16 protein-coding genes and 1 pseudogene are annotated in these 17,829 nt (G+C 60.1%); 11 read left to right on the forward strand and 6 right to left on the reverse strand.

All coding sequences use genetic code 11. The features are described 5' to 3' along the window. Positions 1 to 44: 44 nt before the first annotated feature. Complete coding sequence (locus AC0Z6F_RS08840) at positions 45 to 323, reverse strand: hypothetical protein (RefSeq protein WP_485617123.1); 279 nt, start codon at positions 321 to 323, stop codon at positions 45 to 47. Between the two features lie 178 nt (positions 324 to 501). Here AC0Z6F_RS08840 and AC0Z6F_RS08845 point away from each other — a divergent pair, with 178 nt between their 5' ends. Beyond that, positions 502 to 3,150, forward strand: coding sequence for an excinuclease ABC subunit UvrA (locus AC0Z6F_RS08845; RefSeq protein WP_485617077.1), 2,649 nt, complete (start codon positions 502 to 504; stop codon positions 3,148 to 3,150). Between the two features lie 124 nt (positions 3,151 to 3,274). Here the strand turns inward: AC0Z6F_RS08845 and AC0Z6F_RS08850 are convergent, their stop codons facing one another. Together AC0Z6F_RS08850 and AC0Z6F_RS08855 are read right to left on the reverse strand one after the other, a co-directional pair. Continuing rightward, positions 3,275 to 4,780, reverse strand: a complete 1,506-nt coding sequence (locus tag AC0Z6F_RS08850) for a S1 family peptidase (RefSeq protein WP_485617078.1) — start codon at positions 4,778 to 4,780, stop codon at positions 3,275 to 3,277. A gap of 830 nt (positions 4,781 to 5,610) precedes the next feature. Then, positions 5,611 to 6,564 carry an alpha/beta fold hydrolase gene (locus AC0Z6F_RS08855; protein WP_485617079.1) on the reverse strand — a complete coding sequence of 318 codons (954 nt, stop codon included), beginning with the start codon at positions 6,562 to 6,564 and terminating at the stop codon, positions 5,611 to 5,613. Positions 6,565 to 6,687: 123 nt separating this feature from the next. On the opposite strand from AC0Z6F_RS08855, the gene AC0Z6F_RS08860 reads away from it, so the two are divergent. The 4 genes from AC0Z6F_RS08860 to AC0Z6F_RS08875 all read left to right on the forward strand — a co-directional run bounded on the left by AC0Z6F_RS08860 (position 6,688) and on the right by AC0Z6F_RS08875 (position 9,870). Continuing rightward, positions 6,688 to 7,302, forward strand: a complete 615-nt coding sequence (locus AC0Z6F_RS08860; RefSeq protein ID WP_485617080.1) for a TetR/AcrR family transcriptional regulator — start codon at positions 6,688 to 6,690, stop codon at positions 7,300 to 7,302. Positions 7,303 to 7,363: 61 nt separating this feature from the next. After that, positions 7,364 to 7,840: a nuclear transport factor 2 family protein gene (locus AC0Z6F_RS08865; protein WP_485617081.1), complete on the forward strand. Its 477-nt coding sequence runs from the start codon at positions 7,364 to 7,366 to the stop codon at positions 7,838 to 7,840. A 140-nt stretch (positions 7,841 to 7,980) separates the two neighbouring features. Continuing rightward, entirely contained in the window at positions 7,981 to 9,078 is a 1,098-nt protein-coding gene (locus tag AC0Z6F_RS08870) for a hypothetical protein (RefSeq protein WP_485617082.1), read from the forward strand. 60 nt (positions 9,079 to 9,138) lie between these two features. Beyond that, complete coding sequence (locus AC0Z6F_RS08875; RefSeq protein WP_485617083.1) at positions 9,139 to 9,870, forward strand: hypothetical protein; 732 nt, start codon at positions 9,139 to 9,141, stop codon at positions 9,868 to 9,870. Positions 9,871 to 9,887: 17 nt separating this feature from the next. Here the strand turns inward: AC0Z6F_RS08875 and AC0Z6F_RS08880 are convergent, their stop codons facing one another. The 3 genes and pseudogenes from AC0Z6F_RS08880 to AC0Z6F_RS08890 form a co-directional block, all read right to left on the reverse strand. Further along, positions 9,888 to 10,358 (reverse strand): hypothetical protein, encoded by a 471-nt coding sequence (locus AC0Z6F_RS08880; protein ID WP_485617084.1) that lies wholly within the window; start codon positions 10,356 to 10,358, stop codon positions 9,888 to 9,890. Beyond that, entirely contained in the window at positions 10,359 to 10,715 is a 357-nt protein-coding gene (locus AC0Z6F_RS08885) for a hypothetical protein (RefSeq protein ID WP_485617085.1), read from the reverse strand. A 458-nt stretch (positions 10,716 to 11,173) separates the two neighbouring features. Then, positions 11,174 to 11,907 (reverse strand): annotated as a pseudogene (locus AC0Z6F_RS08890) (tetratricopeptide repeat protein). Between the two features lie 164 nt (positions 11,908 to 12,071). On the opposite strand from AC0Z6F_RS08890, the gene AC0Z6F_RS08895 reads away from it, so the two are divergent. The 6 genes from AC0Z6F_RS08895 to AC0Z6F_RS08920 all read left to right on the forward strand — a co-directional run bounded on the left by AC0Z6F_RS08895 (position 12,072) and on the right by AC0Z6F_RS08920 (position 17,705). After that, positions 12,072 to 12,410 (forward strand): hypothetical protein, encoded by a 339-nt coding sequence (locus AC0Z6F_RS08895; protein WP_485617086.1) that lies wholly within the window; start codon positions 12,072 to 12,074, stop codon positions 12,408 to 12,410. Between the two features lie 39 nt (positions 12,411 to 12,449). After that, on the forward strand, positions 12,450 to 12,839 hold the full coding sequence (locus AC0Z6F_RS08900; RefSeq protein ID WP_485617087.1) for a hypothetical protein: 390 nt from the start codon (positions 12,450 to 12,452) through the stop codon (positions 12,837 to 12,839). Between the two features lie 220 nt (positions 12,840 to 13,059). Further along, the gene (locus AC0Z6F_RS08905; protein ID WP_485617088.1) at positions 13,060 to 13,725 is read left to right on the forward strand and encodes a hypothetical protein; all 666 of its coding nucleotides are present in this window, start codon (positions 13,060 to 13,062) and stop codon (positions 13,723 to 13,725) included. 223 nt (positions 13,726 to 13,948) lie between these two features. Continuing rightward, positions 13,949 to 15,259: a hypothetical protein gene (locus tag AC0Z6F_RS08910; protein ID WP_485617089.1), complete on the forward strand. Its 1,311-nt coding sequence runs from the start codon at positions 13,949 to 13,951 to the stop codon at positions 15,257 to 15,259. Next, positions 15,256 to 15,717: a three component ABC system middle component gene (locus tag AC0Z6F_RS08915; RefSeq protein ID WP_485617090.1), complete on the forward strand. Its 462-nt coding sequence runs from the start codon at positions 15,256 to 15,258 to the stop codon at positions 15,715 to 15,717. The genes AC0Z6F_RS08910 and AC0Z6F_RS08915 overlap by 4 nt, the downstream gene beginning before the upstream one ends. Continuing rightward, complete coding sequence (locus AC0Z6F_RS08920) at positions 15,714 to 17,705, forward strand: DUF3732 domain-containing protein (RefSeq protein WP_485617091.1); 1,992 nt, start codon at positions 15,714 to 15,716, stop codon at positions 17,703 to 17,705. The genes AC0Z6F_RS08915 and AC0Z6F_RS08920 overlap by 4 nt, the downstream gene beginning before the upstream one ends. The last annotated feature ends 124 nt before the right edge of the window (positions 17,706 to 17,829 follow it).

A 17,829-nucleotide genomic window follows, 5' to 3' on the forward strand; every position in this document is an offset into this window, starting at 1 on the left:
TGGGGCAACGTGATGTCAATCCTTCAGGCAATACGCGTTAACAATCAGCAGGGCGGGGGCGCGTTGCACCGGCCGCGACGGCGCCAGGCCATCACCTGGCCCACCACCGCCGTCAACAGCAGCATCGCATTGGTGACCACGAAGACGGTGCTGCCCAGCATCGCGCTGTACGCCGTAAACAGCGCGGACGCGGTCATCTGGCCCACGAACAGCCACTTCGATACCGCTTCGGGGTTCGGGGCCTGCCACTGCTTCACCATCTGCCGGATCAAGGTCGCCATCAGTACTGCCGTGGCGGCCCAGCCAAGTACATCGGGGTGCATCATCGCCTCCCATCGTGCAGATGCCCCACGTTAGCCCTTGGCTGTGCAACGGCGTACGAAGGGGACGTGAAGGCAGCATGCCGCCCGTGGCGCGCTCACACCGTTCACTCCGCAGCAGCGAGAATGGGCTACCGGGCGCGCCATGCGTGACCCGCCCACCGAATGCAGGAATGCTGAGATGTCCCACACCCCCTTTGGCGAGTCGTCATGTGCAGCCGCAGCCAGCGGCTGCATCGAGGTCCGCGGCGCGCGCGAGCACAACCTCAAGAATGTCGACGTCTCCATCCCGCGCAATGCACTGGTGGTGTTCTCCGGCGTATCGGGGTCCGGCAAGTCATCGTTGGCCTTCGGTACCGTGTTCGCCGAAGCGCAGCGGCGCTACTTCGAGTCCGTAGCGCCGTATGCACGCCGCCTGATCGACCAGGCCGGCGTGCCCGATGTGGACGCCATTGATGGCCTGCCGCCGGCAGTGGCCCTGCAGCAGCAGCGCGGAGCCAGCAATGCACGTTCGTCAGTGGGCAGCGTGACCACGCTGTCCAGCCTGGTGCGCATGATGTACTCGCGTGCGGGGGCCTACCCGGCCAACCAGCCCATGCTGTATGCCGAGGACTTCTCACCCAATACGCCGCAGGGCGCCTGCAGCACCTGCCATGGCTTGGGGCATGTCTACGAAGTGACCGAAGCGCTGATGGTTCCGGACCCGTCGCTGAGCATCCGTGAGCGCGCCATTGCCTCCTGGCCGCCGGCCTGGCATGGCCAGAACCTGCGCGACATCCTGGTCACGCTCGGCTACGACATCGACGTGCCGTGGAAGAAGCTGCCGAAGAAGGACCGGGATTGGATCCTGTTCACCGAGGAAGCGCCCAGCGTGCCGGTCTATGCCGGGTTCACGCCCGCAGAGACCCGCGCCGCGCTCAAGCGCAAGCAGGAGCCCAGCTACATGGGCACCTATACCGGCGCGCGCCGCTACGTGCTGCACACCTTTGCCAACACCCAGAGCGCGCTGATGCGCAAGCGCGTTTCGCGCTACATGGAAGGCAAGCTGTGCCCGGCCTGCCACGGGAAACGCCTGAAGCCGGAAGCGCTCTCGGTCACCTTTGCTGGCGTGGATATCGGCGAGTTCATGCGGCTGCCACTGGATCAGCTGGCGACGCTGCTGGAGCCCATCGCACAAGGTGATTTCGGCGCGCACACCAAGGGCACTCGCACCAGCAGGAGCGCGACACCACGCGATCGCGCCCGGAGGGTCGCGAGTGGCCAAGCGACCCATGAGGGCGCCCCCGACGTGCGGCTGACCTCCGCCCTGTCCGAAGAGAAGCGCTTGGCGGCACAACGATTGGCAGGTGGCGTCATGGCGCGTGTACGCCAGCTGCGTGACCTGGGCCTGGGGTATCTCTCGCTGGATCGCGCCACGCCAACCCTGTCCGCTGGCGAACTGCAGCGCCTGCGTCTGGCCACCCAGCTCAGTTCCTTGCTGTTTGGTGTGCTGTACGTGCTCGATGAGCCCTCGGCCGGCCTGCACCCGGCCGACAGCCAGGCGCTGTACGACGCGCTTGAGCGCTTGCGCGACGGCGGCAACTCGGTGTTCGTTGTTGAACATGACCTGGAGCTGATGCGCCGCGCGCAGTGGCTGGTGGATGTTGGGCCAGAGGCGGGCGAGCACGGTGGCCAGGTCCTCTACAGTGGCGAGCCCGACGGCCTCCGCCACATCCGGGATTCGCGCACGGCGCAGTATCTGTTCGACCAGGCGCCCGCACCCGCGAGCCGGCAGCGCAACGCGAATAGCTGGCTGGAATTGAAGGGCATCCACCGCCACAACCTGCAGGGCGTGGACGCACAGGTGCCGCTGGGACTGCTGACGGCCGTGACCGGCATTTCCGGCTCAGGCAAGTCCAGCCTGATGGCGCAGGCGCTGCCCGAGCTGTTGCTGTTGCACCTCGGGCATGAGCCCGCGGACGACAATGCCGATAGCGCGCCCACCGACGGGCCGACCGTGATCGAAACGACGCGGGGCACGTTGGCAGGCGATGTAGACGCCATCCAGCGGGTGGTGCAGGTCGACCAGAAGCCCATCGGCCGCACGCCACGCTCCAATCTGGCCACCTATACCGGGCTGTTCGATCACGTGCGCAAGCTGTTCGCCGCGACACCCGCCGCGCGCCGCCGCCGTTTCGATGCGGGGCGCTTCTCGTTCAACGTGGCCAAGGGCCGGTGCGAGACCTGCGAGGGTGAGGGTTTCGTCAGCGTCGAACTGCTGTTCATGCCCAGCGTCTATGCGCCGTGCCCCACCTGCCATGGCGCCCGTTACAACGACGCCACGCTGAAGGTGCAGTGGAATGACCGCAACATCGCCGAGGTCCTGCAGATGACAGTCGACCAGGCGCGTGCGTACTTCAGCGAGGAGGAGGCCATTGCCCGGCCGCTGCACCTGCTGCAGGAGATCGGCCTGGGCTACCTGCGGCTGGGCCAACCGGCCACCGAGCTTTCAGGCGGTGAAGCGCAGCGCATCAAGCTGGCCACCGAGCTGCAGCGCAGCCAGCGCGGGCGCACGCTGTACGTGCTGGACGAACCCACCACCGGCCTGCATGCGTCGGATGCGGACAGGCTGCTGGTGCAGCTGCAGCGGCTGGTGGACGCGGGCAATACGGTGGTGATGATCGAGCATGACATGCGCGCGGTTGCACAGGCGGACTGGGTGATTGATGTAGGCCCCGGAGCTGGCGGGGCAGGGGGCACCATCGTGGCGAAGGGAACGCCGCAACAGGTGGCGCGCGCGAAAGGCAGCAGGACGGCACCGTTTCTTGCCAAGGAGCTGGCTTCTCTGTAGAGCCGAGCCATGCTCGGCTAACGCTCTCCGACACTCAGTGCCACATCGCCTCCCATCAGACAACTCGCCGGCAAGCATTTGCAGTACCCAATCCATTCCGCATGCCCTCCAGCGCCTGTGAGGTCTATGGGCAATCAGGGCATCCACTGCAGTGCAGGTTGTATTCAACTGGATCCGCAGTGATTCCAGAGGCGTCCTTCAGCGTGACCCGCTCCCTCCAAGTCAAGGGCGGAGGCGGGATGACCGGCGGCGGGTAGAGCACGATGGGATAGAAACAGATCCATGTGTAGTTGAGGGGAGAGGGGGCTTTGTCCGGGATCATTTCCGTCGCAGGTTCGCAGGGTTCGCTCGGGCACACGGGGCGCTCCAGCGTCAACTCTATCGGGAACTTCGGAACGCCCTTGTACGCAACCGGAACGGAGAATGGCCTGAAGTAGTTCTCTGTTCGATCTGCGATGCCCGTAACTTCAAATGCCTCAGTCAAAATGGAAACGCCAAGCGCTGACACTCGTTCGATGGGCATGTAGAACAGGTCGTCTTCAAATCCCGTGTCTTCACCGCCCCGGCCATGAATGACGCCGACGGCTGCGTTGTTCGAAAAGACCGGCCCACCACTGTCACCTTCAACACTGAGTGGGCCTGGAGAAAGGTTGCGCGCACGGATGTACCTGCCAATGGCTCCATTATGGTCGGACCTTGAGTTCATATCCTCAATGGTCCCGCATGCGTAGTGGCCGTGAATTCCACTCTTGCAGATCACATCCCCCACATGCATCGAACTGGAGGGGAGTGTGCTGGTTATTTCGAGCGTCTGCGACGGACCATTGATCAGGGTGATTTCATTTGTCTGCGCATGGCGGGGGCCTCTGGACGGCTCTTTATGCCACTGGACATCGTAGTCGCCTACGTTCTGCTCGCTCTGGAAAACGAGAGGCGCGGCAATGCCCTGATAGGTCAGCGTATTGTCACAGTGACCGGCTGTGAGGACGCCCAGCTCGCGATCTGCGTCGAAGACGTTGAAGCCAGTGGTGCAACTGAAGGCAGTACCGGTCAGCTTATGGCCGCCGGAGATCGCGGTAGTGACCGTAAAGCCTTTCACTTGCTTGATCGCCATGAAATCAACAGCACCCAGTAGTGGCCGGAGTGCGCGTCTGGCGGCCGCCTCATCCTTCACGTAAAAGTTCACAATGGACTGCTTGATATCAACGCCCGACTCGAACCCAACCTTGTTTACGAGAAGCTGGGCCTCCGCCTCGGCCTGGGTCGCCAAGAGCATCTCGAGTGATTGAGCCGAAGTTCGGCCGGTAAAAACAGGATCCTGCGTGTACTTTGCCAAGGTCTCTGCCGGCTTCTTCGTGAACAGTACTACGATCTTGAATTCTGGCTTGTGCTCAACGTACAAGCCACCAAACGTATCCGGCTCAGACGCCTGAATCCTGGCCTCCAGCGTTGCCGCAGAGATCGATTTCATCGACCTGTATTTTGCTTCGGCCTCAGATACATTGAAAGCTCGCGAGTAGGTGTATGCAGTGGGGTTGCCAGCTATCGGTTGGCCATGCAGTGAGAATGCCATCGCACCGAGGGCGGACACTGCCAAGGCGCGTCTGGACATTTTTATGCGCAAATTCATCAAGGCTGCTCCTTTGCCTGACGCATCAAATGAATCGTCATGAGTGGGCCCGTACAGGCAGCCGGAATAGACGCAGCAAGACTCGAACGGAGCAGTTCACTTCCATGCCCCCCTCCGAATGATGCGGCGGTTCCGAATTCCATTATTTTCCCCGATCGGATGCTCTGCACGCCCACGGGAACGCCGCCCTTCATGGCCAGCGAGTAATCGTGAGGCCATGCTGCAAGATATGCCGTGCCACCTGGGTCCACGAAGTAGACACAGCCATTGATTGGCCTCAGTACCCCCCTGAGCAGTCCAGTTGCAAGGACCGCACTTTGCGCAGGCGAGAGCGTGACAAGTACCAGTGATCGGGCCTCCCTGGCGCTTGCCGACGGGGTCGCGGATGCGCCGCAGGTGGTCATCAGAAAAAGTAGAGCCGCAAGCGTTGCTGAAGAGCTGCCAGAGACCATGCACATCCCCCACCTCCATGTCACAACCGATTGATGGTCCGCCTGGAAATCAATCGCATTATCAGCAATTAGGTTGCAGCGGACTTGAAGGTATTGACTTTCCCCGCCGTTAACTGTGACCACTTTCACGAACGCGTATTTTCAGCTTACCCGCTCCCTCCCTGTAAAGCAGAGTTATTGTGTGAAGGAGGGGGAGGATTACTGCCGGGGGCCGAGGTTCTGGCATGGCCATTTCCACGCCCTTGCAGCCGGGCCCGGATGAAATTCTGCACCGCCCGAATCCACGCGGCGACGGCTCTGACCGGGAACGGACACGCGGCGGGGCAGAAACACGCTTATGTGGGACTGGCTCCGGCGCATTGCCGGAGCCCCTGTTGCTCACTTTTCCTGCAGGAAGCTCAGCAGGTCCTGGTTGACCTTGTCCTTGTGGGTGTCGGTCAGGCCGTGCGGCGCGCCCGGGTAAACAATCAGCCTGGCGCCCTTGATCAGCTTCGCCGACTGGCGGCCGGAGATGTCGATCGGCACGATCTGGTCGTCATCACCGTGGATGACCAGCGTCGGCACATCGAACTTCTTCAGGTCGGCGCGGAAATCGGTGGCCGAGAACGCGGCGATCGAATCGTAGGTGTTCTTGTGGCCACCCTGCATGCCCTGCGCCCACCATGCATCGATCAGCCCCTGCGACACCTTCGCGCCCGGGCGGTTGAAGCCGTAGAACGGGCCGGACGGGATGTCCTTGTACAGCTGCGCGCGGTTGTCCATCTGCGCCTTGCGGATGCCATCGAACACTTCGATCGGCAGGCCATTGGGGTTGTCGGCGGTCTTCAACATGAACGGCGGCACCGAGCTGATCAGCACCGCCTTCTTCACCCGGCCGGTCCCATGGCGGCCGATGTAGCGCGCCACCTCGCCGCCACCGGTGGAGAAGCCCACCAGAGTGACATCGTGCAGGTCCAGCGTGTTGATCACCGTGGCCAGGTCATCGGCGTAGTGATCCATGTCGTTGCCTTCCCAAGGCTGGCTGGAACGGCCGTGGCCACGGCGGTCGTGGGCGATGACGCGGTAGCCATGATTGGCCAGGAAGATCATCTGCGATTCCCAGCTGTCTGAGTTCAGCGGCCAGCCGTGGCTGAAGGTGACGACCGGGCCGTCCTTCGGGCCCCAGTCCTTGTAGTAAAGCTGCACGCCATCGGCAGTGGTGATGTAGCTGGCGGTGCGCGCGATGCTGGTGACTGCCGCCGGCTTGGCCGGTTCGGCGGCCTGGGCGGACAGACCGGCCTGGACCGAGAGGGCGAGGGCAGCAACGGCCAGGGTACGGGCAAAGGTGTTCATGCGAGGCGTCTCATGGGTGGGTGGTGAGACGTACTTTGCGACCGAAATCGAGCCTCTGGATGATGACATGTACGAATTTCTTGATAGATCGTCCTGAGCGAACGGGCCACCCGGAAGGTCGCGATGCCGCCCGTTGACAGGGTAGAACACTCGTTCTACCTTTGCGTCGTGAACACAACCACCGCCGATACCCAACAGAAGATCCTGGCCACGGCCGAGGCGCTGATCTACCAGAACGGGATCCACGCCACGGGCATGGACCTGCTGGTGAAGACCTCCGGCGTTGCCCGGAAGAGCATCTACCGCCACTTCGAAAACAAGGACCAGGTTGCCGCAGCTGCGTTGAACGCGCGCGACGTGCGCTGGCTCGCCTGGTTCCAGCAGGAGTGCGACAAGGCCGACACCGCAGAAGCACGCATCCTCGGCATGTTCACCGTGCTCAAGGGCTGGTTCCAGTCCGAGGGCTATCGCGGCTGTGCCTTCATCAACACCGCGGGCGAGGTCGGCGATCCCGACGATCCGATTCGGCACATCGCAAAACATCACAAGCAGAAGCTGCTGGATTACACGCTGGAACTCACCACGCAACTGAATATCAAGCAGCCCGCCGCACTGGCGCGGCAGCTGCTGGTTCTCATGGAAGGCGCCATCACCGTTTCGCGCGTGATGGGCGACTACACCGCCGCAGACACTGCAAGGGATGTTGCAGCGGTGTTGTTGGAGCAGGCCAGGCGCTGACGCCTGAGTCATCAAAACCCGTCGAAGCACCCCGTTCATCCACTTGATTGGAGGCCCCACTGTGTCCATTGAAGCACCCCGTCCGCCACTTCCCCCGTTCACCCGGGAATCAGCCATCGAGAAAGTGCGCCTTGCCGAGGATGGCTGGAACACCCGCGATGCCGACAAAGTCGCGCTGGCCTATTCACTGGACACCGAGTGGCGCAACCGTGCCGAATTCACCCATGGCCGCGAGGAAGCCCGGCAGTTCCTGGCCCGCAAGTGGAACAAGGAGCTTGAGTACCGGCTGATCAAGGAGCTATGGACCTTCACCGACAACCGTATTGCGGTGCGCTATGCCTACGAATGGCATGACGACTCCGGCAACTGGTTCCGCTCCTATGGAAACGAGAACTGGGAATTCGGCGCCGATGGCCTGATGCAGCGCCGCTTTTCGTGCATCAACGACATGCCGATCAAGGAGAGCGAACGCAAGTTTCACTGGCCGCTGGGGCGCCGCCCGGATGATCACCCGGGGCTGTCTGATCTGGGTATGTGAGCACGGCTGGCCGACGTTCGCTTCACCCTCCATTGCGTAACCTGCTCGTCGCAGTACGTCATGCCTCACGTTGAGGCATGACGCGCGCCAAGGCTAGAATCGAGTGCTTTCACTCGCAGAACAGGAGGCAGGACGCGACCGTGAGGGCATTTCCCATCATCATCGCAGCAGCACTGGCCGCGCCATCGCTCGAAGCGCGCGCGGCCGGCGAAGACCGCAATGCAGCGCCCCACTTCGATCTCGGTGGCGCAGTTCGATTCAACTATGGCTGGCTCGATTACGGGCCCACCAGCCGCCTGCAGCTGGAGCTGCTTCGCGCCGACATCGATGCCGGCAGCGGGCCTTTCTCCTTCTCTGCCCAGTACCGTTGGTACGATGGCTTCGACGCCATCCATCATGCCTATGCGGGTTGGCAGTTCACCGATGCCACGCAGCTGAAGGCCGGTATCCAGCAGGTGCCCTTCGGCCTGCTGCCCACGGTCTCGCAGAGTTTCTGGTTCGGGTCCGGGTATTACCTGGGCATCGAGGATGACTATGATCCAGGCGTTGTGGTGATTCACCAGGCCGGCAATACCACCTGGCACCTCGGCTGGTTCTCAGGTGACGAGTATGGAACCGGGGCGCGCTACGATCGCTATTCCTTCGATGTGGCGCAGACCGATGCGTTGCCGTATCGCGAACGGCAGCGATTCAATGCACGCGTTGAGCAATCGCGTCACTGGGCGGGCGGCGAGCTGTTGGTCGGTGCATCGGCCTTCGCAGGCAAGGTGCAGAACACCCGCAGCCGCCGCCATCACGATCACCAGGGCGCCGCCGTCCACGCGCAGTGGAAGCGCGATGGCTGGACCACGCAGCTGCAATGGGCGCGGTACCGCTATAACGTGCCCGGCGAACGCATCGCACTGTCGGCGTTCCAGGCCCCGTTTGAAATCGCGGCCGAGGCCGATGTGCCCAGTGCCAACGTTGCCTATTCCTTTGGCCCGCCCGGCTGGCTGGACGACCTGACCTGCTACAACAACCTCAGCATGACGCGCCCGGTGGGGCACAGCAGCGGGGTGCGCGACTCCTGGCAGAACGTCACCGGTTGCAGCCTGCAGAAGGGCGTGATGCTCACCTATGTCGACTGGATTGCCGGCCGCAACATGTGGTTTGCCGGCGGCGATGGCATCGGGATCAACAACGGCGGCCCATCGCGCTGGCATTCGCGGCTGAACCTCAATATCGGTTTCTATTTCTGAGAGCAGCTGTGAGTCGGCTACGATGCTACGGCCGGCATCGTAGCCGGGGCAGGGGACGCAATGGACATGCAGACAGAGGGCGGACTCGATTCGCCGGCCAAGACCGATTCACAGGAGCTGACCTTCCACTGGCTCCACCAGCGGGTGCAGGGGCTGGTTGAGCACAGCATCTACCCCAAGGCGGGCAGGGTGGAGACGTGGGCGTTTCGCGTTGGTTTGGCCGCCGCGATCGTCGGCATTCTCTGTGGCCAGCTGCCTGATCGGTGGCTACCCGTCAGTGTGGTGTTGAAAGTGGTTGTTGCGTGCCTGTCGATCGAGATCGGAGGCTTCATTCTTGGAGGCGCTCTGGCCGCCCGCAGAGGCATCCGCCAGTTCAGTCAGCCACGGTTGTCGCACGCCATGGAGATGGACGGCGACTTCGCCCATTGGCAAGCCGTGGTTACCGAGCTTCGCAGTTTCCCTCGCATTGAGCGCGAGCGACGCTTGCGCTACGTCAGCACGCTCCGAACCAATATGATCGAGCGCATGGGCCTGATGTACGGCGGACTGCAACGCCTTGGGCCGTTCCCGCTGTTGATTGCGCTCTACCTGCAGTTCCGGGGATGGAAATGGGGCGACTGGGCTGGCGCTTTCGACGTCAGCCTGGTCGGCGCATTGTTGATCTTCGCCATGTTGCTGCTGTACCTGTTGGGCTGGATGCTGATCAGCATGCGCACCCGCCTGGACACTTACGTGGCCTTGCTCGAGGGCTCCATCCACGAACCTGAGCCGCCGCAGCCCGCGCCTCTGTAGAGTCGAGCCATGCTCGACTACCGCGGGCCACATCGCGCCCCATCAGGGACCTCGCCGGCGAGAATCTGCAACACCCGATCCATAAGAACAGGCTCCGGCACACCAGCCAGCACCTGTTCCAGATAATCCAATGGCTCCAACTGCCATTGGAGGATTGCTCGCAGCTGCAGAACGGCGGGCGCCCGCTGCTTCGCGTCCAGTGAGACCTGCAACAGCAGATGTTGCGAGCGCCTCTCCACCCACAGCACGGGTAGGCCTCGGCAATGAACCTGGAACTCGGCATCTCGATGCCGTTCCACGAACTGGAAGCCCTGTCGTGGCCGAGACTCCACGAACAGCATCGCTTGGCGGCGCAACTGTGAAAAGCGATTGTCGGTGATGCTCTGGAACGCGAGCTGCTCAGGCGACGGCGGCACCGACCACCAAAGCTGTGCCGCGACCACTGCCGCGAGGCACAGCGCTGTGGCCGCCCAGCGGCAGCAAGCCACTCAGCCCTCCGGGCGTACCCGATCGATGGCGTGCGCCGTGAGTCCCAGCCCGGCCATGATCAGCCCCTCCATGACGCGCGGGCCGACATACTGCTCCAGTTCACCGTTCTCGCGGGCACGCTGCGCGGCCAACAGGATCTCCAGCACCACGCGAAGGCCGGCCAAGGAGCAATCGGTGTCCGCCAGGGCAATGCGTCGCCCGGGCATCTGATGGCGTTCCGGCCAGGGCTGGCCATCGGAGGCGGCACCGGAGCCGATGCTGTGCAGGAGGGCGATAAGCGTGTTCGGGTCCAACGCGGGGCCGTTGGCGGGCGCGTCTTGGATCGGGTGCGGGGCAGGGGAGTGGGGCTGGGTCATGGCTGGGCTCCTTGCGTGCAGGCAGAAGCCGCCACCGATAAAGGTGGCGGACGGTGCGAGGTTCGAAACCCGGTGTGCAATCAGACCGGCGGGCGCAAGGCCCCCACGCACCGCCCGCCATAGCCGGCTGACGGATTGCCAGTCGGCACCACGCGGTGGTGGTGCCGACTGGCAAGCGCTTTTTACGATTGCACAACCGGGGTTTCGAAGCCCGGCCACCTGTTCAAGGTGGCACGGCAAGAAATACGCCCGGTTGTGCGCGATGCCAATGCAGTAGGGCCGATGCCGTCACTACATTCAACAGTTTCAGAATCGTTGTATATGGCGCAACGCGGCTGGAGCCTTGCGCTGCAATGCTATCGGCGATGTCGGTAGTGCAGGCCTGCGGACTGTCGGCATCCGCCCGGAGAGACCATGAGCGAGGCGGATGCGACAGGATTACCAAAGGCTGGCAGGCGTCAGTAGCCCTTCAACGCGACCTTGGTCCGCTCCAGCCACGCGGCATTGTGGCTGCGCGCATGGCGCGACCAATGCTGGGCATCGTCGATGATGCTGGCGAACAGGCTGCGGGCCTGCTCACGGTCGGCGGGCTGCGGTTGTGCCATCAGCCACTCGGCGTAAAGACAGCGGGCGGCCGCATCGTTTCCACATTCCACAGCGCGCTCGAACGCGGCGCGGGTGCCAGGTGCCTGTGCAGCAGCCAGCGCCTGCGCATGGAGCAGGGTCTGTTCCGGCTTGCGACGCACATCCGGATGGCGGGCGAACAGGCCGTCCAGCGTCTCAACTGCAAGCGCGGCGTGCCCGGACTCGAGGCGAGCACGCGCCAGGCCGGTCAGCATGTAGGGGTCGTCGCCCAGTGGCGAGCTTGCGGCCTGCTCAAGCAGGGTTCTGGCTTCCTCCGCCTGGCCGGCATCCAGCAGCGTCATGCCAAGACGAACCCGGTTCTGCACGGTGGGCGTTCGCGACAGATCAGCACGTGCGTTGCGCAGGTCCTGGCCCGGGTCCATGAGCTGCTTGGCGGAGCGGACGAACTGCCGGGCGCCGCGCAGATCGCCAGGAAGTAGACGACGCTGCCGAGCAGCGGGAACGAAAAGAGCAGGATGAGCCAATAGAGGCTCTGGCCCGAGCGGATGGCGTGCACCGCGAAGTAGATGGCTGCCAGTACGTGGAGTCCGATTCCGATATAGGGCATTTGTACCGCCTCGTCCTTGTGAGGGGTGGAACTATAGTTGGGGAGGGGTGGGGCGCCAATGGGTGGGGTGATTGGGCGTGACGCGTCACGTTAATAGGGTGAGTTCTGCAGGGCGGAACGCTGCATGCCACTATGTGGCGGGCTGCATCGATGGAAGGGGATACATGGAACGTACGCAGAAGACGCTAACGATGGCTGATGTTGCTGGATGGGGTTCGGCGCTCGTCACCTTTGGATTGATTCAAGGGGCCTTCTATCTGAGGGCGTATTGGGGACACTTTGGCCTGGATCCCTTTCAGTTTGTTGCCGTAAGCGAGCTTGCGCTGGCAGGGCTTGCAGGGATCGGCATGGTGTTATTTCTCATGCTGCTGGCCTCGCTGTTTGGCGGCTGGGTGGAGATGAAGGTCACGAGCGGCAGCTCCAAAAGCAAGCTGTTCGCATGGCTGTTTCCAGTACTTTTCTTCACTGCCCTAGGGCTGCTGCTTTGGCGGTCGAACACGTGACCTCTTCTGATAGGGGCTCTTCTGGCGGACATCTGTGCGTTGATCGTGCATCTTTCGCCGGTGGTGCCCACCGCAGTGAAAGATTCCCCTTGGCTGATCTACGCCTTCGTGATGCTGGTCTACGTCTCGATAGCGTCAAGCATGTTTGGCTCCCAGCGTGCCGAGAAAACTTCCTCTGGCGAGGGCAGGAACGTGACGGCTGTGACTGTTGATGGAAAGGTGCAGGGCGACCTAAGCCTGATTGGTCGTCTTGGTGACAGCTATGCCCTGTGGAACCCGGCGCGGAAGGCTACAGTGCTTGTGCCTGTTGGCGATGTTGGAATTGGAGATTCTGCGAAAGGGTGTGATTCCTGCTCCGGCAGCCCAATAGGGCTGGATCTCGGCAAGCGCCAAGCTGGGAGTGGCAGTTCACTTCAGTACGGGGAGTAGCGATAGGGAAGATTTATCGGCGGTAGGGAAGAGGGGGCGAACGATCCAGTACGAACGTGGTGTCGCCTCCCCGTAAACTAGACCCAGGCGTTGAGGTGGACGGCAATTGAAGCCCCGCAGACCGCGCACGTCGGCGTGACGTTAAAGTTCAGGCCAGCGCTACCGACAACGATGTGACATCAGGAGTAGTCATAAGATGGAGTTTGATAGGACCAGAGCGGTGATTCAGCTCGCGGAACACGTGGTCGTAGGAGGCACGCCATTCGGAAAGCGGGATGATGCGTTTCGCGCGCTATCGGAAGAGCTTTTGGTCGGTCCGTGGCTAATCCTCAGCGGTCTTGGGATTCTCTGGAAGCGTCTTGTATGGGCATTGGTCCTGGCGCTTATCATTGCTATATACCTTCGATTGTTCGAACATGCTTTCAGCGCCGCAATGGCATTCGCGGCGCTGACCATTGCGATGCTTTGTGTCTACTTCGGACTTCCAAGTCGCACAGTGCTGGCAGGGGTCAGCGGCAAGTCTATCGATGCGCTTGCTGCGGCTATCGTTAAACAAATCAGCGACAAGGATCAGTTGGAAAGACTGTCCGCTGGTGTGCAGCTCGTGAAGGTTCAAGCTATGGAGCGTTTAGCGCGCTTCAATGTGTTCGCCGGTGTCGTCTGGGGCGCGCTGTTTTGGTTTGCTGGTGCACGTGTCTTCTCGCCAAGCGCTTCGCCAGAGGTCATTGAGGCGAGCGTCTTCCCCCTGATTGCAGCTTCTGTGCTCTTCCTTGTCCTTTTCACAGCTGCTGTGGGCTATGCCACAGCCGTTCGGGTGGTGTATCAGACGCTAGATTTCGCTTTGATGGAAGTAAAGGCGGCGCTTGCAAGCAACTGTGACGCCTAGGGAGGGGCGGCTGGGCCATGCTCGATCACTTTCTTAGCGCCATTCTTGCGCGACAAAGGCCATCCTCTTGCCTCATCCATGTGGCGAAGTCGCCGTTGACAACACTAAATAACCTTCGACCTTGCGCATCACGATGCATCAAAGTATGGACGTAGCCTGAGAGTGGATTTTCGCGACGCATCGTTGGTAAGATTCGAAGTTGATAAAACAGGGGGCTGTTTTCATGTCATCAGAGCGTAGTGGCGCGCCTAGTCAAGGGCTGCTGCCGCTGGCAGCATCTGGCCAGTTAGCACTCGCCAAAAGCGAGATAATTCCAGGTGGCAAGCTCCCCTTCGATGCCACACGACTCTCAGAAGCACTGAAATATCAGGTGCACGTAGCCATCGACTATTGCCATACGCTAAAACCCGATGACGTTCTCTGGATCGAGGTGTATGGAGACGTCACGGTCGAGGGGCGAGAGCAAGTTGAGGTCAAGGACTACCATGGCGATCTGACTGACAGTCACGAGAACATTTGGAAGACGCTCAATAATTGGTTGAATTCCGATTTTCGGCAGGAGAACTATGTTTCTTTGGTGTTGCTGACAACGCAGAAGTTTGGCGATCGGGCTGCGCTAAAACGATGGAACGAAATGGATGCGGATCAGCGTCTAGTGACGTTGGAGCGCATCCATCAAGAAGCTGAAAATAGGCATAAGGACCGATCCGCATCCCGGAATGGTGGCGTTGCAGGAGGCGACGGGTCTAATTCCAAGAAGTCAGAACAGCAACGCGTTCCAGATGTTCTGAAACTTCAAAGGCTCGTTATGGGGCCAGATGTGCGGGAAGTATTGAAGCAAGTGTTGGCCAAGGTGAAATTGATCACTAAGCAGCCAGACCTTCTGGGGTTGATCGATCAATACAAGATGAAATACCTAAGGGCCGTGCTGCCTCGTCGACAGGATGAGTTCCTGGATGATCTTTTCGGGTTCATGACCAATGCAATGAAGATGACTAGCGGGTGGAGCTTCAAAGGTTCTCAGTTCACAACGAAGTTCGCTGATCTCACCAAGCGATACATGATCGGAACTGTCAAATTCCCGCGCCTTGACGAGCGAGAGTTGGGGTTGGAGGCGCAAGAGGCCATTGTGCGCGATCGTTTGTATGTCAAGAAGTTGGACGAGATCGGAGCGGGTGAGGGCGTCATTCAACAGGCCACAATCGATCGTCTGTCTGCTGAGAAGTTCATCGTCGAGCTTTATAAAGACGGTGCGACATCGCAGGAGGATGTTGAGAGATACAGCAACGATCACCTGAAATTACATTGTTCTTCCCGCCTAGCTCTGATCTATCGGAGTGACGCATCGCTGACCCATCCAGAGCGACAAAGGGCGTCATGCGCTTTCTATCACGACACATGCGCTCGACCGGTGACGGGATTTGGGAGCTTTGATCAAACACCGGTTGCCTTTCGCAACGGTATCTACCATCTCTTGGCCGATCAGGATGCGCTGGGCTCGCCTAACGACTTCCAGTGGAGGCTTTGGGAATGATGCCAGGTGCCATTGAACATCTTTATACGCTTCAACGCTCGCCCTTTGCGCTGGCGCCAGTTATTCACCAGTTTTACGATGGGGCGGCGCTTCGTGAGCGAGACCTGTTGCTGAGCTACTTGGTTCTTCCTATGGTTCTTTTTCCGGCGATGCAAAAATACCTCCTCGCCGCAAATAGTCGAAGCAGCCTGCGCACGCTTTGTCACGAGCAGTCCAGACTTGTGGGTCTAGTCCAGAACACCGCTCGGTTCAAGGCGCTGACTCATGCCGCGCTGCTCGTTCTAAAGGCCGAGCGCAGGATCCAGATCACTGACGCGTTGGCGGTGAAGTCCGTCGGTGAAGTTCGTGGGATCAATGCAGTCCAGAAGCACCTGGATGCGGCTCGCCGGCTGTCCTTGATCTTTTCGGAGGCGGATGTCGTATCCATCTACAGGATGTTGGGGTTCAAGTCACTATGAAATGCTTTGTCCGCTACATCGGTGTCGTTGACACAGACGGCGATCTGCACCATGTCCAGTTCGAGCGGGGCCTTAATGTCATTACGGGCAAGTCCTCGACCGGCAAAAGCGCAATTCTTGAGATTTTTGACTACTGTCTGGGCAGTCGTGAAGATACGATCCCGGTTGGAATCATCACAGAGCGAGCAGAGACGTTCTTTGTGGTCTGGCAGTTCCATGGGTATTTTTTGGTAACTGCACGCAAAAAGAATTCCAATCGATGCTTCCTGCTTGAACAGCAAGGCACTGATCCTGATGCACTCTTAGCGCTAATCAAGCAGTCGGCGGCTTTTTTTGCTGAGAAGCACTTCATGCCGCTGGCTGATTTCATCAAGAGCCTCGGCCGCTACTTCTCAATTACGCTAGAAAATATCGATGAGGATCCATTCTTCAAGCTCGCTGGTCGGAAGAAGGCTGCCACTCCGTCTGTGCGAAGCTTCTCTTCGTTCATGCTTCAACATCAGAACCTAGTCGCCAATAAGCACGCGATTTTTTATCGGTTTGATGAGAAGGAAAAACGCGACCAAGCGATCAATCACTTCAAGATCTTCATGGGCTTGGTCGATGAGGCCTATTTCGATCTCCTGAAAGAGCAAGAAATTGCCAGGAATGAGCTAAGGAGAGTTCAAGCTCAGATCCCAAAGCAAGCCGAACGAAAAGCCGCTGCCATAGGGAAGTACCGGGAACTCCTCGCGCAGTTCAAGGCTTTGGCCGGTGTAGACCTGATCGAGGCAACCCCAGAGCAGATTCATGCGCGCCCACGCGAGCTGCTCCATCACATTTCCGGGCGGCAGGTCAGAATTGATGTGCTGTCTGATCAGATCGAGTTCAGAAAGGAGGCGCTTAACCGCAGGCGGGCTGAGGCACTTCTTGAGAAGCGCCAGCTGCAAGCCCAGCTGAGGCTGGTCACAGAGTCGGTGAGTTCCGCAACGCAATTTAGCGTGGATTCGAGGACAGACCGGCTGCCTACTTCGACTGAGCTTTTTGAAGCTCATTGTCCTGTCTGTGCATCCGAGACAGCTTTAGCAGCAACTGAGGCCAATCGGCTAGTAGACGCCATCAACTGGCTCAACGGTGAGCTCACACTGTCGACCTACGCGCGCGAAAGCTTTGCAGCAGAGGGGCGAAAGGTTCAAGAACAGATAGGCATCATCGATGGACGGCTGCGTTCGATCATTGCTGAAATGCAGCCCATCGACGAGGAGGCCGAAAGGCTTAAATCGTCGGGGTCCATCGACGAGCAGGCGACTAAGGCGAAACTGTTACTTGAAATTGCAATCCAGGAACAATTGGACAAGCCTGAGTCGGAATTGTCCGAGCAAGCCGCACGCTTGTCCGTGGAAGTTAGTCGACTCGGTCAGCTGCTGGCGCACTACAAGATTGAGCAGAAGCTTGCAGCATTGAGCCAAAGCATCGATACCAAGCTGTGCTTGTTCGGCGATCGGTTTGGCTTTGAAAGTACCTACAAGCCTTCGAGGTTGCGCTTTGATATCGAGACCTTTGAGCTTTGGTACCAGCAAGACGATACGAGCCGGGTCTATCTTCGGTCGATGGGAAGTGGTGCGAACTGGCTCTACTCACACTTGGCGCTCTTTTTAGCCTTGCATGCTCAATTCGCGGCTGAAGCCAATTGCAAGATCCCCCCCGTTCTCTTCCTGGATCAGCCAACCCAGGTCTACTTTCCAGCGTCGCTGGATGACGGAGAGCAATTTGATCCGGAAGATTTGGCCAAGCAGTCCCGGCGTGAGACACGAGTTGACGAAGATATGAGTGAGGTGAACAACATGTTTACCCAGCTCGCCAAGTTCTGCGATGAGACGGCAAAGGCAACGGGCGTGATGCCACAGATCATCGTGTCTGATCACGCGGACAAGCTCTCTTTGGGAGACCATTACGATTTCGGTAGCTTTGTTCGCGCCAGGTGGAGAACCAGAGGCTTTATTGAGTGAGGCTCGACACCGTTTGAGATCGCGGGGCGAGTTCGTTGATCAGAATCGCCAAAGCGGGCGCATGCTACCCAGACACTCAGCAGGACACAATTTGGAATTTTGTCTTGCAGATCAGTGGGTTAGG

This window comes from Stenotrophomonas sp. 1L-E-5-B-C3, from assembly GCF_057292075.1.

Excerpts from the sequence above, each read along its gene's own strand:
- AC0Z6F_RS08860 (WP_485617080.1), top strand. The coding sequence starts at position 6,688 with ATGCCGCCCGTTGACAGGGTAGAACACTCGTTCTACCTTTGCGTCGTG.
- AC0Z6F_RS08855 (WP_485617079.1), bottom strand. The coding sequence starts at position 6,564 with ATGAACACCTTTGCCCGTACCCTGGCCGTTGCTGCCCTCGCCCTCTCG.
- AC0Z6F_RS08910 (WP_485617089.1), top strand. The coding sequence starts at position 13,949 with ATGTCATCAGAGCGTAGTGGCGCGCCTAGTCAAGGGCTGCTGCCGCTG.
- AC0Z6F_RS08875 (WP_485617083.1), top strand. The coding sequence starts at position 9,139 with ATGGACATGCAGACAGAGGGCGGACTCGATTCGCCGGCCAAGACCGAT.
- AC0Z6F_RS08920 (WP_485617091.1), top strand. The coding sequence starts at position 15,714 with ATGAAATGCTTTGTCCGCTACATCGGTGTCGTTGACACAGACGGCGAT.
- AC0Z6F_RS08915 (WP_485617090.1), top strand. The coding sequence starts at position 15,256 with ATGATGCCAGGTGCCATTGAACATCTTTATACGCTTCAACGCTCGCCC.
- AC0Z6F_RS08840 (WP_485617123.1), bottom strand. The coding sequence starts at position 323 with ATGCACCCCGATGTACTTGGCTGGGCCGCCACGGCAGTACTGATGGCG.
- AC0Z6F_RS08895 (WP_485617086.1), top strand. The coding sequence starts at position 12,072 with ATGGAACGTACGCAGAAGACGCTAACGATGGCTGATGTTGCTGGATGG.
- AC0Z6F_RS08845 (WP_485617077.1), top strand. The coding sequence starts at position 502 with ATGTCCCACACCCCCTTTGGCGAGTCGTCATGTGCAGCCGCAGCCAGC.
- AC0Z6F_RS08885 (WP_485617085.1), bottom strand. The coding sequence starts at position 10,715 with ATGACCCAGCCCCACTCCCCTGCCCCGCACCCGATCCAAGACGCGCCC.
- AC0Z6F_RS08850 (WP_485617078.1), bottom strand. The coding sequence starts at position 4,780 with ATGAATTTGCGCATAAAAATGTCCAGACGCGCCTTGGCAGTGTCCGCC.